At 57.4% G+C, this 15997-nt stretch carries 12 protein-coding genes; 4 read left to right on the forward strand and 8 right to left on the reverse strand.

Features of this window, described 5'->3' with window-relative positions:
• Positions 1-137: 137 nt before the first annotated feature.
• From lpxO to folD, 6 genes are all read right to left on the reverse strand, one after another.
• Complete coding sequence (gene lpxO, locus RGU70_RS06625; protein WP_322208599.1) at positions 138-1037, reverse strand: lipid A hydroxylase LpxO; 900 nt, start codon at positions 1035-1037, stop codon at positions 138-140.
• A gap of 256 nt (positions 1038-1293) precedes the next feature.
• Positions 1294-2565, reverse strand: coding sequence for a D-amino acid dehydrogenase (locus RGU70_RS06630; protein ID WP_322208600.1), 1272 nt, complete (start codon positions 2563-2565; stop codon positions 1294-1296).
• 72 nt (positions 2566-2637) lie between these two features.
• Complete coding sequence (locus RGU70_RS06635) at positions 2638-3039, reverse strand: hypothetical protein (RefSeq protein ID WP_322208601.1); 402 nt, start codon at positions 3037-3039, stop codon at positions 2638-2640.
• On the reverse strand, positions 3036-3458 hold the full coding sequence (locus tag RGU70_RS06640; RefSeq protein ID WP_322208602.1) for a DNA polymerase III subunit chi: 423 nt from the start codon (positions 3456-3458) through the stop codon (positions 3036-3038). The genes RGU70_RS06635 and RGU70_RS06640 overlap by 4 nt, the downstream gene beginning before the upstream one ends.
• 20 nt (positions 3459-3478) lie before the next feature.
• Positions 3479-5584 carry a M3 family metallopeptidase gene (locus RGU70_RS06645; protein ID WP_322208603.1) on the reverse strand — a complete coding sequence of 702 codons (2106 nt, stop codon included), beginning with the start codon at positions 5582-5584 and terminating at the stop codon, positions 3479-3481.
• A 15-nt stretch (positions 5585-5599) separates the two neighbouring features.
• The gene (gene folD, locus RGU70_RS06650; protein WP_322208604.1) at positions 5600-6451 is read right to left on the reverse strand and encodes a bifunctional methylenetetrahydrofolate dehydrogenase/methenyltetrahydrofolate cyclohydrolase FolD; all 852 of its coding nucleotides are present in this window, start codon (positions 6449-6451) and stop codon (positions 5600-5602) included.
• Positions 6452-6586: 135 nt separating this feature from the next.
• Here folD and gshA point away from each other — a divergent pair, with 135 nt between their 5' ends.
• Complete coding sequence (gene gshA / locus RGU70_RS06655; protein WP_322208605.1) at positions 6587-8173, forward strand: glutamate--cysteine ligase; 1587 nt, start codon at positions 6587-6589, stop codon at positions 8171-8173.
• A 64-nt stretch (positions 8174-8237) separates the two neighbouring features.
• Here gshA and RGU70_RS06660 read toward each other — a convergent pair whose 3' ends face one another.
• The gene (locus tag RGU70_RS06660; protein ID WP_322208606.1) at positions 8238-9140 is read right to left on the reverse strand and encodes a LysR family transcriptional regulator; all 903 of its coding nucleotides are present in this window, start codon (positions 9138-9140) and stop codon (positions 8238-8240) included.
• A 120-nt stretch (positions 9141-9260) separates the two neighbouring features.
• Between RGU70_RS06660 and RGU70_RS06665 the strand changes: the two genes are divergently transcribed.
• Positions 9261-10262 carry a YeiH family protein gene (locus tag RGU70_RS06665; protein WP_416186553.1) on the forward strand — a complete coding sequence of 334 codons (1002 nt, stop codon included), beginning with the start codon at positions 9261-9263 and terminating at the stop codon, positions 10260-10262.
• 211 nt (positions 10263-10473) lie between these two features.
• Here RGU70_RS06665 and RGU70_RS06670 read toward each other — a convergent pair whose 3' ends face one another.
• Positions 10474-10788 (reverse strand): PilZ domain-containing protein, encoded by a 315-nt coding sequence (locus RGU70_RS06670; protein ID WP_322208608.1) that lies wholly within the window; start codon positions 10786-10788, stop codon positions 10474-10476.
• Between the two features lie 728 nt (positions 10789-11516).
• Here RGU70_RS06670 and aceE point away from each other — a divergent pair.
• Positions 11517-14213, forward strand: coding sequence for a pyruvate dehydrogenase (acetyl-transferring), homodimeric type (aceE, locus tag RGU70_RS06675; RefSeq protein ID WP_322208609.1), 2697 nt, complete (start codon positions 11517-11519; stop codon positions 14211-14213).
• Positions 14214-14260: 47 nt separating this feature from the next.
• Positions 14261-15952, forward strand: coding sequence for a dihydrolipoyllysine-residue acetyltransferase (gene aceF, locus RGU70_RS06680; RefSeq protein WP_322208610.1), 1692 nt, complete (start codon positions 14261-14263; stop codon positions 15950-15952).
• Positions 15953-15997: the final 45 nt, after the last annotated feature.

The raw sequence follows: 15997 nt of genomic DNA on the forward strand, positions 1-15997 counted from the left end.
ATAAAAGAAGAGTAAACCGGCCGATATTATCCAGTCAGGTTGACTGCCAGACGATATGGTAAGTCCGACGGTATTCACTATTTATTAAATAAAAAAATATTCCGTCGGATCGATTGAGTTGAACTTGCCTGAAATACTTACAAATAAATAATCAATAGAGCTGCGCCTAGTATCAGGCCGTATTTGAGGATGTGATAAACCCGGCGATTCCAGTTTTTCAGGCGGCGACGATATTGTCCTGCGAGCCAGACGAAACGGAACAGCTTGTTGATGCGGCCGGTCTGGTCGCCGGTTTCGTTGGGTGAGCTGGCGGCGGTCATGAGGGTCTTGCCTATCCAGCGATTGACTGCCTGAGCCCATTCATAGCGCAGCGGCCGTTCCACATCGCAGAACAGGATGATGCGGTTGGTATCGCCGCCGTTGTGCGCCCAATGGATATAGGTTTCATCAAAGATAACGCTCTTGCCATCGCGCCAGCTATAACGCTCACCATCGACTTCGATGAAGCATTTGTCGTCGTTGGGCGTGACTAATCCAAGGTGGTAACGCAAGGAACCGGCGAACGGATCGCGGTGCCGGTTGAGGGTGCCGCCCGGTGCGAGTTCGGCGAACATGGCGGCTTTGACGGAGGGAATGCGCTTGAGCAGGGCGACGGTTTGCGGGCAGTATTGTTCGGCCGAGGGATGGCTGGCGTCATACCATTTCAGATAGAAGCGCTTCCAGCCGGCTTTGAAGAAGGAATTGAAACCGGCATCGTCATTCTTTTCTGCCGCTTTGATTTTGGAAATCGATTGCAGGTTAAGTGCTTCGGCGCGGATGATTTCCCAATTTTCATCGAGCAGATGCAAACCGTCGAAACTGGTGGCAGGAGGGAAGGGCTGAGCCGGTACGCGTGAAAATGCATACATGAACAGATTGATCGGCGAGATGATCGAGGAGTGGTCGAAAAACTGCCGCAGGAACGGAAGCCTGACTTTGCCTCGGAAATGCACGTACAAAATAGAAAACAGGTAAATGGCGACGACGATCCACTTCATGGTCTGGTCCCTGGTAAAGGTTGCCGTGGGAGACGGCGAGTGATTGGAATGAGGAGCCCTCTGATGACGCTGCTGTGCGCTGCACTCTCAGGGCTGAACGGAATGCATTTTGCTCACCTGCGGGGGTATTGCTTGCGGTGACGGCGTGCCGTTCGCTACGCTTGTTCTGAGACGCCTGCGTTGGATCGCGCCCGTCTGGCTAAGGCGGTAAAGGGCAGCAGATCCCTTGCTGCCCCGCCAGACGATCCGGCAAATCTTACACCATGCCGTGGAAGGCAAAATTCACTTCTGGCTGGCGGCCGTCAATGATATCGGCAATGGCGCGACCGGAACCGCAGCCCATGGTCCAGCCCAGCGTGCCATGCCCCGTATTGAGAAACAGGTTGCCGTAGCGACTTTTGCCAACGTAGGGGATGTTGCTTGGCGTCAGCGGGCGCAGTCCGGTCCAATATTGCGGGGCGTCATAGTCGCAGGCGTTGGGGAACAGTTCCCGTGTGCGGCGCGTGATGGCTTCGCAACGGGTCTGGTTGAGTTCCCGCGTGTAGCCGTTGAGTTCGCAGGTGCCGGCGACGCGCAGACGGTCACCCAGACGCGAAATGACGAGTTTGTAGCCATCGTCGGTCAGCGACACAGACGGCGCTGTCGTAGGGTCGGTGACCTGATAAGTCGCCGAATAACCTTTGCCCGGATAAATCATCAGGTCGATTCCCAGCGGTTTCAGTAATGGTGTCGAGAAACTGCCGAGGGCGACCACGAAAGCATCGGCGTGCAGCGTCTGGTGCCGGCCTTGCTCGTCGATGACTTCGACTGCGGTGACTTTGGCTGCCGCGCCGCTGCCGACGGTCAGCAGTCGCGTGATGTTGGTATTAAAGCGGAATTCGACGCCGGCTTCGGCGCATTTGCGGGCCAGTCCGGTAGTGAACTGGTAGATGTCGCCGGACTCGTCGTTGTCGGTGAAATCGCCGCCGACTATCCGTCCGCGCATGGTTTCCAGCGCGGGTTCCAGTTCCAGCACTTTATCGGCGCTGATGGTTTCACGCGGGCATCCCAGTTCGCGCATCAGTTGGGCGGCCGGTTGCGCTTCTTCGAATTCTTTTTGATCGGTATAGAAATGCAGGATGCCGCGCGTCAGGCAATCGTATTCGATGCCGGTGTCGGCGCGCAGCCCTTGCAGTGTCTGGCGGCTGTATTCAGCCAGTGCCACGATCTGACGAATATTGTGCGCGGTACGCGCCGGGGTGCATTCCCGCAGGAAGTGCAGCGCCCATTTCCATTGCAGCCATTCGGGACGGAAGCGGTACAGCAGCGGCGCGTCTTCCTGTCCCAGCCATTTGAGGACTTTGAGCGGGGCGCTGGGATTGGCCCACGGTTCGGCATGCGATACCGAAATCTGGCAACCGTTGGCAAAGCTGGTTTCCTGCGCGGCGCCGGGTTGGCGATCAATGACAATCACTTCGTGTCCGGCCTGCCGCAAAAACCAGGCCGAGGCGGTACCGATGATGCCGGCGCCCAATACGATGACTTTCATTTGATTCTCCAGTGGTGGTGCTTCTGTTTCAGGGGTAATTCAGGGGTTATTCAGGGGTTATTCAGGTCCAATTCAGGGAGACTCGGGAGCGGGAGGCTGTGAGTGTCCGTTCCTGGCCATTTCTTGCGCCACCGCGAGCAGAACGGTTTCTTCCAGCGCCTGCTCCAGGTTTTTCTTGATTTGCTGTTTCAGATGCTGCCCCAGCACAGCGAGGGCGGCATCGAGCTGCTCTTCCAGTTTTTGTTCTATGACGCTGTCGAGCTGGGCGAGCAACGACTGCAAGACGTTTTCCGTCATTTCCTGTTGCAGTTGCTGCCGGTCGACCGGGGCAGGGGGCGCAAGAGCGACAGGTGTGTAGGCGGGGGCAACTGATGGCATCGGAGGCGAAGTCACGGCGGCTGGCGTTGCGGCGGTGTCAGTGATCCCGATGACTTCGGTCAGCAGCGGAATGCTGGCGTCAAATGAGGTGCTCATGCCGCCGCCACGATATGCGTGAGCGGATAGCCGCGTTCTTTGTAGAAGCGGTAGCGATCGCGGCCGGCGGCTTTGTCGTTTTCGTCACTGGCGACGATTTCAAACAGCCGCTCGAAGCGCGCAAAATGCTGTGGCGTAGCGGTCGTCAGATTGATCAGAATTTGATGGTGAGGCAGTTCCTGCTGATCGTCGTCGGTCAGCAGGATGGGGGTGTGCGCGGCCAGCGGATCGGTGGCCGCGACGTGCGGGAGGAAATCCGCTTCGGAAAACGTCCAGAGGGCCTTATCCAGCGCCGCCATTTGCGCCTGACCGCTCGTCAGCACCACGACCTGGCATTGCGCCTGACGCGCTTTGCGCACCAGACGGCAGGCATAGTGGAGCTTGTCGGGAATGTTGCTGTGGAAGTCGATGCGCGTCATGGGCGTCTCCGGAGCGGGCTTCAGGCGGCCATGCCGCTGTGGCGCAGCAGGGCGGTAATGCTCGGTTCGCGGCCGCGAAACGCTTTGAACGATTCCAGCGCAGGACGCGATCCACCGACGGCTAAAATTTCGCGCTGGAAGCGTTGGCCGGTTTCCTGCGAAACGATATTGCCGTTGCTGACGCCGGCTTCTTCAAAGGCGGCATAGGCATCGGCCGACAGCACTTCGGCCCACTTGTAGCTGTAATAACCGGCGGCGTAACCGCCGGTGAAAATATGTTCGAAGGAATGCTGGAAGCGATTGAATGCAGGCGGCTGGAGTACCGCGAATTGGGCGCGCACGGTATCCAGTACTTTCTCGATGGCGCCGTCGTCGTTGGGGAGGGCGTTGTGAATGTGCATGTCGAACAGGGAAAATTCGACTTGTCGCAGCATGCCCAGACCGGATTGGAAATTCTTGGCGGCGGTCATTTTGTCGAACAGGTCGCGTGGTAACGGCAGGCCCTTATCCGCATGGGCGCTCAGTTCTTGCAGCACGGCCCACTCCCAGCAGAAATTTTCCATGAATTGCGAAGGCAATTCCACGGCATCCCATTCGACGCCGGAAATGCCGGAGACATCCATTTCATCGACCTGGGTCAGCATGTGGTGCAGACCGTGGCCGAATTCATGGAACAGGGTGATGACTTCGTCGTGGGTAAACAGCGCGGCTTTCTGGACGCCGTCTACCGTTGCCGGTGCGGTGAAGTTACAGGTCAGGTAAGCGACCGGGGTTTGGATTTTTTCCCCGATAACGTGGCGCGAGCGTGCGCCGTCCATCCAGGCACCGCCGCGCTTGCCGCTGCGCGCATACAGATCCAGATAGAACTGGCCTATCAGTTTGCCGTCGCGTTCGATGCGGTAAAAACGGATATCGGGATGCCAGACCGGGGCGCTGTCAGGGCCGATGCTGACGCCGAATAACTGCTGTACCAGATGAAACAAGCCGGCAAGCACTTTCGGTTCCGGGAAGTACTGTTTCACTTCCTGTTCCGAAAACGCATAGCGTTGTTCGCGCAGTTTTTCCGAAGCGTAGGCGATGTCCCAGGCTTCCAGCGTTTCCAGTGCCAGTTGTTCGCGGGCGAAGGTGCGCAGTTCGCTCAGGTCTTGCTCAGCGAATGGGCGGGCGCGGTGGCCCAGGTCTTCCAGGAAAGCGACCACTTCTTGCGGCGACTTGGCCATCTTTGTCACTAGCGATAGTTCGGCGTAGTTGGCGTAGCCGAGCAATTGCGCTTCTTCTTCGCTCAGGCGCAGGATGTCGCGCATGTTCTGACTGTTGTCCCATTCCGGTTTGGCACCCAGGTCGGAGGCCTTGGTGGTGTTGGCGCGGTAAATGGTTTCGCGCAATGCCCGGTTGTCGGCGTATTGCAGCAGCGGGAAATAAGAAGGGAAATGCAGCGTGAATTTGAAACCGCTCAGTCCGTCTTTTTGTGCCGCTGCCTGTGCAGCTTGTTTGGCATCTTCGGGCAGGCCGGCCAGTTCGCTTTCGTCGGCGACCAGCAGGCTGTAGTCGCTGATGGCGTCGAGCACATTTTCGGAAAAGCGCGTGGTCAGTGCGGCGTGTTGCTCCTGAATGGCGGCGAAACGCTCTTTTTGCGCCTCGGGCAGTTCGGCACCGCTGAGACGGAAACCGAGCACGGCGTTGTCGATCACGCGGCGGCGGGCCGGACTCATGGCGACATAGTCGGCACTGGTGTGCAGCGCTTTGTATTTCTGGAACAGGCCCTGGTTGAGACCGACCGAGGTGGAGAACTCTACCAGCCGCGGCTCGTTTTCATTGTAGGCAGCGCGCAATTCCGGTGTATCGGCAACCGCATTCAGATGGTTGAGCACGCCCCACGCCCGTCCCAGTTTTTCCATGGTGCTACCGAGCGGCTCGACGAAATTGTCCCAGCTCACCGTGCTGGTCGGCGCTTCCAGTTCAGCGATGACGGCGGCGCTTTGCTTGAGCAGCAGATCGAGCGCAGGCGTGACGTGCTGCGGTTCGATGAGGTCAAAGCGGGTCAGGCCGGAGAAATCGAGCAGGGGATTGCTGGCGGTGTCGGGCGTCGTGTCGAGAGTCGTGTTGCTAGTCGTATCGGTAGCCATGTTCAGGGAACTTTCTTAAAGTAAGGTGCGTTCTGCCGCTTCAATAGTATTGACCAGCAGCATGGTGATCGTCATCGGGCCGACGCCGCCGGGGACGGGGGTGATGTAGCCGGCTACTTCCTTGACGTTGGCAAAGTCGACATCGCCGCACAATTTGCCGGCGTCGTCGCGGTTCATGCCGACGTCGATGACGACGGCGCCCGGTTTGACCATGTCGGCGGTGACGATGTTACGTTTGCCGGTGGCGACGACCAGAATATCGGCCATGCGCGTATGCAGACCCAGGTCCCGGGTCTTGGAATTACAGATGGTGACGGTGGCCCCTGCTTGCAATAGCAGCATCGCTTGCGGCTTGCCGACGATGTTGGACGCGCCGACGATAACGGCGTTGGCACCGCGTACCGGACAAGCAATCGATTCCAGCATTTTCATGACGCCATAGGGCGTGCAGGGACGGAACAGCGGCTGTCCGGTCATCAGCAATCCGGCATTGTTGACGTGGAAGCCGTCGACATCTTTTTCTGCGGCGATTGCTTCGATGACTTTGTGCGCGTCGATGTGCGGCGGCAGCGGCAATTGCACCAGGATGCCGTGGATGGCCGGATCGGCATTGAGCGCGGCGATGCGGGCCAGCAGGTCGGCTTCGGACAGGTCGGCGGCGTATTTTTCCAGGATCGAATGCAAGCCATTGTCGACGCAGGCTTTGACCTTGTTGCGCACGTAGACTTGCGACGCCGGGCTTTCACCGACCAGGATGACGGCCAGTCCGGGCTGGCATCCTCGTGCGGTGAGTGCGGCGGCGCGCAGGGCGACATCGGTACGCAGTTGCTGGGAGAGAAGATTGCCGTCGATTAATTGGGCTGACATGGGCGGGTCGCATAAGAAAGGGGTAACCCCGGATTATACGTTGCAAGGCAGCATCTGGTCGGTGGCCGCCGTGGCTGCCGACGCAAAGCCGGATTTTCGGTTATTCTCGGTCACTCGATTTCCAAAGGATGACCCGTGACCGATCTGCTGAACCATCGCCTTGCCTTGTTTGCCCAGCCCCAACAGAGGGCATTGCTGGCGCACGGCTTGCGCGGTATTGAACGCGAGACGCTGCGGGTGACTGATGCTGGGGAACTGGCCGCTACGCCGCATCCTGTCGCGCTCGGTTCGGCTCTGATGCACCAGCAGATCACGACCGATTACTCTGAATCCTTGCTCGAATTCATTACTCCTCCGGTAGCGGATATCGCACAGGCGCTGGAGCGGCTGGACCAGATTCACCGCTATGCCTACTCCCACCTGGGCGACGAGTTGCTGTGGAATCAGTCCATGCCCTGCCATTTGCCGCCAGAAGCGGATATTCCGCTGGCCTGGTTTGGCAATTCGCATATCGGCATGCTCAAGCATGTCTACCGGCGCGGTCTGGCGCTGCGCTATGGCAAGACCATGCAGTGCATCGCAGGAATTCACTACAATTTCTCGTTCGATGAGCGGGTATGGGAGATTTTGCGGCAGGAAGAAGGTTCTGCCTTGTCGGCCAAGGATTTTCAATCGGAAAGCTATATCGCGCTGATTCGCAATTTCCGGCGCTACAGCTGGCTGCTGATGTATCTGTTCGGCGCGTCGCCGGCGGTATCGGCCAACTTCCTGCGCGGTCAGACGCATCAGCTGGAACAGCTCGACGACGATACCCTGTTCCTGCCCTATGCCACCAGCCTGCGCATGAGCGATCTCGGCTACCGCAATAGCGCGCAAGCCGGGCTGACGCCGCACTACAACACGCTGGAAAGCTACATCAGCAGTCTGGCCAAGGCGGTGAGCCAGCCCTATCCGGCCTATGAAGCGATCGGTACCGAGCGCGACGGGGAATGGCTGCAGATCAACACCAATGTGTTGCAGATCGAGAACGAATACTATTCGACGATACGACCCAAGCGCGTGATCAATAGCGGCGAGCGGCCGATTCAGGCGCTGTCGGCGCGCGGTGTGCAATATGTGGAAGTGCGCTGCATGGATATCGATCCTTTCGATCCGCTCGGCATCAGTCTCCAGACTACGCGTTTTCTGAATGTGTTCCTGCACTTCCTCGCCTTCGTCGAGAGCCCGCTGACGTCGGAAGCGGAAGGGGATGAAAACAAGGAAAATTTCAACCGCACGGTCAAGGAAGGCCGCCGTCCGGGTTTGGCTCTTCAGCGGCGCGGCCAGCCGGTCGGCTTGCAGGCCTGGGGTCTGGAAATGCTCGATGCCATGCAGCCGGTGGCGCAATTGCTCGATGCAGAGCATGGCGGCGATGAACATAGTCAAGCGCTGGAAGTACAGCGCGCCAAGCTCCTGAATGTCGAACTGACGCCGTCGGCGCGCATGTTGTCGCTGCTGCGGGAAGAGAAAAAATCTTTTATCGATCTGGCCTTGCAGCAAAACAGAGCCGATGCGGCCTATTTCCGCGCCCGGCCCCTGAGCGCTGAGCAAATCGCCGAATTCGATGCGCTGGCCGCCACTTCGCTGGAGGAGCAAGCCCAGATCGAGGCCACCCAGACCGGGGATTTCGGTACGTTTGTGGCCGCTTATCGCGCCAGTACGCTGGGTAATTTCAGCATCTAAATAGGCGTCTACATCCGCGTGTAGAGATGCTGGCGCTCACTTGCTTCACACGGCAGGGTGCAGTTTACTGGACTAAGAGTGCCGCATGCTGTTGCTGAATCATTTCTTGCAGGGCCAATGACGCTTTGGTTTTATAGCGCGCCTTGTGCCGCAACAGATAAAACGAGCGCGGCGGCAGGTCAATGTTGATGCGGCAAAGTAAGCCCACTTGCAGATGCGAGGCGACCACCAGTTCCGATACCACTGTCGCAAACGGCCCGGACATGACGGCCGTACGTACTGCTTCGTTTGAGGGTAAGGTCAGGGCGATTTGCAGCCCGCTTGCGTCAACGCCGATGTCCTTGAGCAGTTCCTCAAACGCGGAGCGGGTGCCGGAACCCTGTTCCCGCATGATCCATTGACCGCTCAATAAATCCGCCGCAGTGCGTGGCTTACCGTTTGCCCATGGATGTCCGGGCGCGACTACGGCAACGATGTGGTCTTGGCCTACCGTTTCCGTGATTAATTCCGGTTCGTCTATTTCTCCTTCAATGAAGCCCAGGTCGGCCGCGCCGTCAGTCACTGCCTGCGCCACTTGCTGCGTATTGCCGATGGTCAGGCTGAGTGCTATCTGCGGATATCTTTGATGGAAATCTACCAGCAGGGAAGGCAGCCAGTAGCTGGCAATGGTCTGGCTCGCCTGGATGCTCAGCGAGCCGCTTCTGAGTCCGCTCAATTCCGATAACACCAGTTCTGCCGTACGTGCGCTGGCGAGTGTGGCGCGTGCTTCGGTCAGGAAAATCCGACCCGCCTCACTGATTTCGATACGTCGGCCTACCCGGTTGAACAGCGGTGTGCTGTAGCGGCTTTCCAATACGCGAATCGAGGAGCTGACCGCCGAAGGGGTCAGCGCCAGAGCGCTCGCTGCTTGGGTCAGATGCCCGCGTTCGGCCACTTCGACAAAGATGCGCAATTGTTCCAGAGTCATTCTATTGTTCGATTCTTCTTTATAAAATGTTAGAAACTGTAAGATAGACCGAACGATATGTCCAGCCGATAATCGCCTCATTGCATAAGGATATGAGGCGATGGTGTGAATACGAACGGAATGTCTGGTGTGAGGAAACTGCTCCCTGGCTTAGCGTTGTGCGGACTGGTCACCGCAGTCGCTTTTGCGCTGGAAGCGCTGGAGCGGCATCTGTTCGGGCGTGCCTGGCTGGAAAGTCTGGTGCTGGCGATTCTGCTCGGTAGTCTTGTCCGCAGTTTTTTTCCGGTCCATGGGCGTTTCGATGCTGGTATTGGTTTCTGCGCCAAGGTGGTGCTGGAGATCGCAGTGGTGTTGCTGGGCATCTCGGTGAGTGCCGGTTCGATTTTGGAAAAGGGTCCGGCGCTGATCGGAGGTATTGCGGCTGTAGTGGTGCTTGCCATCCTGGGCAGTTATTGCATCGGACGACTGGCGGGTTTGCCTCGCAAAATGGCGATATTGATTGCCTGCGGCAATTCTATCTGCGGCAATTCGGCGATTGCGGCAGTGGCAACGGTGATTGACGCCGGGAGTAAGGATATTGCCGCCTCCATCGCTTTTACCGCCGTGCTTGGGGTGCTGGTGGTGCTGGCGCTGCCCTTGCTGATTCCTTTTTTTACGCTATCGAATGCGCAGTATGGTGTGTTTGCCGGACTGACAGTCTACGCAGTGCCGCAGGTGCTGGCGGCGACGGCGGCGGTTTCGCTGACCAGCGGCAGTATCGGTACGCTGGTAAAGCTGGTGCGCGTTCTGATGCTGGGGCCGGTTGTACTGCTATTGTCTTTGTCTGGCAGCAGGAAAAACGGTCAGAGGCCTGCTTTGTTGCAGATGGTGCCGTGGTTTATTGTTGGATTTTTGACGCTCATGGCCTTGCGCTCTTTTGGTCTTGTACCTGAGCTGGCAATTAAACCTGCCGCGATGTTGACTAGTTTCTTGACCATCATGTCGATGGCTGCGCTTGGCTTGGGTGTTGATGTCCGTACGGTATGGAAGGCTGGCGCCAGAGTGACGGCAGTGGCAGTGCTTTCTTTTCTGCTGCTGGCTGCGATGAGCCTGAGTCTGATCAAACTGCTTGGTATTGCCTGAGGTTTGGTGATGTGCGGGTCGCACGCCTGTGGAGAGGGGTAAAAAGAAGGGTAAAAAGAGGGGTAAATAAGTCAGATTGCAACGCGCGGTAGAGTGAGCGACGGTCTTTTAATGCTTTTCTGCGCGTAAGAATGGGGGAAAGTGCTTGTAAAAATGCGTGGGAAAATGCGTGGACAAGTCAGCCATCTGACCGTCCACAGCGATCACTTCATCACTCCATGTAGTCTTGAATTGTCCGCATGGTTTGCGGCGGGAGTGCATTGAATCTCATTCTGGATTTGAATCCGCCATTACTGAAAATACAGTCCACCACTTTCACTTGCGCAACGATGTCGCGCAGATTGCCGTTGAGCGATATTTGAAACGCGACTTGTCCTTCGCGACCTTCCTGTATGGAATCAGTGCAATTTAAGCTGATGCCACTCGTACCGATGTCGAACGTGTGCGCCATGACGGGGGATGAGCCGCTCATTGTCAACATTGCTTTGACCCGCAAGCTTTTCCGGGTGAATGTTTTCGTTTCCATTTGATTTCCCAAGTTGCATTGGATGTGGATGCAAAACTGACGATTGCTTCGTCGAAGTCTCTTTTGGTAAAAGAGACGACCTGAAAATTCTTCCGTTGGGAAATATCTCCAGACCCATGCTGAGTAATTCTCCAATGGCAGACTGGTGTTACCTAGGTATTACACATCTGCATCTGTTATTTTACAACAATAAATTGTTCCACGTAAATTTCTTAAAAGTAGTAGATACAGTTTGTGGGTTCATGTACTTGCCTGCGATCAGCAGAAATGAGACTCTGTGACGGCAGTGCGATTTGCTGACATCATTGGAAACGCCCTATGGCAGCCGTTCTTTTGAATTTTTGATGGAATTTGCACCGGCTATCTGCATAAAAAAATCCGATTAAAATTTTGCCGTAAATGTTGTTTTTGAGTAAATTATTTTATTTGTATAAAAAATTCATAGGAAGAAATTCTTGTAAATGCGGCGTTGCAACGTGAACTGCGCAACTTTCAGCATAGGTAAATAAAATATAGATACTCACAAAGCCGCTATTTGCGCCGCTTTGCAGCAATATTTCGCATTATGAAATTCAATATCGCCATTTGAAAATATAAAAAGCCCTGTTAGAATCCACCAACTCGACGGCGATAAGACCGTAAAACTATTTTTTTGGCGAAACTACGCCGCTCATCCCGATATATCCGCGCCTTCACGCCGGAACATTTCATTCCAGAGGAGACAGTCCATGTCCGCCCAGCTCGACCAAGTTCTGACGCAAGCCGTCAATGATCCTGATGCAATGGAAACGCAAGAGTGGCTCGACGCCCTCGAAGCAGTGATTGAAGCCGAAGGCCCGGAGCGCGCCCACTATCTGATGGAGCGCATGACCGACCTGGCGCGTCGTCGCGGAGCGGCCATTCCGTTTTCCAGCAACACCGCCTACGTCAACACCATCCCCGCCGATCAGGGCGAACATTGCCCCGGCAATCTGGAATACGAAGAGCGCCTGCGTTCGTGGATGCGCTGGAACGCCATGGCCATGGTAGTCAAGGCCAATCGCGTCGATGGCGACCTGGGAGGCCACCTCGCCAGTTTTGCCTCGCTGGCGAACATGCTGGGCATAGGCTTCAACCACTTCTGGCACGCACCGACGGCCGAACACGGCGGCGATCTGCTGTATATACAAGGCCACTCCTCGCCCGGCATCTACGCCCGCGCCTTCCTCGAAGGCCGCCTGACCGAAGAGCAACTGCTGCATTTCCGTCGCGAAGTCGATGGCAAGGGCTTGTCTTCCTACCCGCATCCAAAACTGATGCCGGACTTCTGGCAATTCCCGACCGTCTCTATGGGCCTTGGCCCTCTGATGGCGATTTATCAGGCGCGCTTCCTCAAGTACCTGCACGCACGCGGCATTGCCGACACCGCCGCCCGTAAAGTCTGGGCTTTCTGCGGCGACGGCGAAATGGACGAACCGGAATCGATGGGCGCCATCGGCATGGCCGGCCGTGAAAAGCTGGACAACCTCGTGATCGTCGTCAACTGCAACCTGCAACGTCTCGACGGCCCAGTGCGCGGCAACGGCAAGATCATCCAGGAACTGGAATCGGATTTCCGCGGTGCCGGCTGGAACGTGGTCAAAGTGATCTGGGGCAGCGGCTGGGACGAATTGCTGGCCAAGGACAAAGAAGGCATCCTGCAACGCGTCATGATGGAAACCGTCGATGGCGAATACCAGAATTACAAAGCCAAGGACGGCGCATTCGTGCGCAAGAACTTCTTCGGCAAGCATCCTAAACTGCTGGAAATGGTCAGCAAAATGTCGGATGACGACATCTGGCGTCTGACCCGAGGCGGTCACGATCCGCACAAAATTTATGCCGCCTTCAAGGTCGCGCAGGAACACAAGGGGCAGCCTACCGTTCTGCTGGTCAAAAGCATCAAGGGCTACGGCCTCGGCAAATCGGGCGAAGCCCGCAACACCGCGCACAACACCAAGAAGCTCGACGACGAAGCGATCAAGGCCATGCGCGACCGCTTCCAGTTGCCGATCGCCGACGAGCAGTTGGCCGACATCCCGTTCTTCAAGCCGTCCGACGACACCCCGGAAATGCAATACCTGCACGAGCGCCGCAAAGCCCTCGGCGGTTATCTGCCACAACGCCGTCAGCAAGCCGACGAAGTCTTGCCGGTGCCAGAACTGTCCGCTTTTCAGGCCATGCTGGAACCGACCGCAGAGGGACGTGAAATCTCCACCACCGCTGCTTATGCGCGGGTCTTGACCGCACTGCTGCGCGACCCCATCCTCGGCCCGCGCGTCGTGCCTATCATGGTGGATGAATCGCGTACCTTTGGTATGGAAGGACTGTTCCGTCAGATCGGTATTTTCAGCCAGGTCGGACAGTTGTACGAGCCGGTCGATAAAGATCAGGTGATGTACTACCGCGAAGACAAAGCCGGTCAGATTTTGCAGGAAGGTATCAATGAAGCGGGCGGCATGAGTTCGTGGATCGCAGCGGCGACTTCGTACTCCAGCAACAACCGCATCATGATCCCGTTCTATACCTACTACTCGATGTTCGGCCTGCAACGCATCGGCGATCTGGCCTGGGCTGCCGGCGACATGCGTGCCCGCGGTTTCATGATTGGCGGCACCGCCGGTCGCACCACCTTGAACGGCGAAGGCTTGCAGCATGAAGACGGTCACAGCCATGTGCTGGCCTCGACCATCCCCAACTGCGTGCCTTACGATCCAACCTTCGCGCATGAAGTGGCCGTGATTCTGCATGACGGTCTGCGTCGCATGATCGGCAATCAGGAAGACGTGTTCTATTACATCACCCTGATGAATGAAAACTACAGCCATCCCGGTCTGAAAACAGGTCAGGAAGAAGGCATCCTGAAGGGCTTGTATCTGCTCAACGCCGGTGGCAAGAAAAACAAACTGCGCGTGCAATTGATGGGCTCCGGCACCATCCTGCGCGAAGTCATCGCCGCCGCCGATCTGCTGCGCGACGACTGGAAAGTGGACGCCGATGTCTGGTCCGCACCCTCGTTCACGCTGCTGGCGCGCGACGGTCAGGACGTTGAACGCTGGAACATGCTGCATCCGGCCGGTCAATCGCGCACGGCATATTTCACCGAGTGCATAGAAAAAACCGAAGGCCCTATCGTGGTTTCGACCGATTACATGCGCACCTTTGCCGAGCAGGTCCGTGCTTTCGTACCGAAAAATCGCAGCTACAAGGTATTGGGTACCGATGGTTTCGGCCGCTCCGACACCCGCGCCAAGTTGCGTGAATTCTTCGAAGTCAATCGCTACTATGTGACGGTGGCCGCGCTGAAATCCCTGGCTGACGAAGGCAAGATTGCCGCATCGGTGGTGGCGGACGCCATCGCCAAATACGGCATCGATCCTGAAAAGCCGAATCCGGTCACCCAGTAAACCATTCGCCCCCACAGTCGTTCGAACGAATAATCGGAGTGCAAGAGATGAGTCAAATCGAAGTCAAGGTGCCGGACATCGGCGATTTCAAGGAAGTCGAAGTGATTGAAGTGCTGGTCAAGGTCGGCGACACCATCAAGGCCGACCAGTCGGTACTGACGGTGGAATCGGACAAAGCCAGTATGGAAATCCCCGCCACTCACGGCGGACTGATCAAGGAAGTAAAGATCAAGGTCGGCGATAAAGTGGCCGAAGGCACGCTGATTCTGATCGTGGAAGCAGAGGCAGCCGCTGCATCAGCAGCACCGGCCCCTGCCGCAGCGGCCGCAGCGGCCGCTGTAGCACCGGCAGCAGCGACAGCATCGGTTCCTGCTCCGGCAGCACCCGCTCCAGCACCGGTAGCTGCTGCCGCCCCTGCCGCCAGTGGCTCGGTAGACATCTTCGTTCCCGATATCGGCGACTTTGCCGAAGTCGAAATTATCGAGTTGATGGTCAAGGTGGGCGATAAAGTCGCCGTCGATCAATCGCTGCTGACGGTCGAGTCGGACAAGGCCAGCATGGAAATTCCTTCCAGCCACGCCGGTGTCATCAAGGAACTCAAAGTCAAAGTGGGTGACAAGGTCGCCAAGGGTTCGCCGCTGGCGACGCTGGAAGTCAGTGGCGGTAGTGCCGCTCCGGCGGTTGCCGCCGCAGTTGCAGCACCGGCTGCGGCAGCCTCAGTGACTGCACCGGTGGCGGCGTCCGCACCGGCACCAGCAGCACCAGTACCAGCCGCCGCCAGTACTGCGCCAGCAGCGCCGGTCTCCGGTGCCAAAGCACATGCCTCACCTTCGGTGCGCAAATTTGCGCGTGAACTCGGCGTCGATCTGAGTCGCGTTCCCGGCACCGGTATCAAGGGACGCATCGTTCACGAAGATATTCAGAAATTCGTCAAGGCAGCGCTGGCCGGCGGTAGTTCCAGCGCGAGTGCAGCAGCAGCGCCTTCCGGTGGCGGTCTCGGCTTATTGGCATGGCCATCGCTGGACTTCAGCAAATTCGGCGAAACCGAACTGCAGCCGCTGTCGCGCATCCAGAAACTGAGCGGGCCGAATCTGCACCGCAACTGGGTCATGATTCCGCACGTCACGCAATTCGACGAAGCCGATGTCACCGAACTGGAAGACTTCCGCAAGACCTCCAACGACGCCTACGCCAAAGCCAAGTCGCCGGTCAAGCTGACCATGCTGGCGTTCGTCATCAAGGCCAGCGTGGCAGCGCTCAAGAAATTCCCGGCGTTCAATGCCTCGCTCGACGCCAACGGCGAAAACCTGATCCTCAAGCGTTACTACAACATCGGCTTCGCCGCCGAAACGCCGAATGGCCTGATGGTGCCGGTGATCAAGAATGTCGATAAGAAGAGCCTGTCCGAGATCGCGCAGGAAATGACCGATCTGTCCGCCCAAGCGCGTGACGGCAAACTGAAAAGCGCCGACATGCAAGGGGCCGGTTTCACGATCTCTTCGCTGGGCGGCATTGGCGGCACGGCCTTCACGCCTATCATCAATGCGCCCGAAGTGGCCATCCTTGGCTTGTCCCGAACCGCCATGAAGCCGGTATGGGACGGCAAGCAATTTGTGCCGCGCCTGTTGTTGCCGATGTCGCTGTCGTATGACCATCGGGTCGTGGACGGTGCCATGGGCGCACGCTTCTCGACCTACCTGGCCGATGTGCTGGGCGACTTGCGCAAATCCATGTTGTAAGGAAACCGGCGGGCGTTCTGTGTGAGCGCCTGCCGATGGCCGCAT

Source organism: Herbaspirillum sp. RTI4, assembly GCF_034313965.1.
Lineage (GTDB): Bacteria > Pseudomonadota > Gammaproteobacteria > Burkholderiales > Burkholderiaceae_D > Herbaspirillum.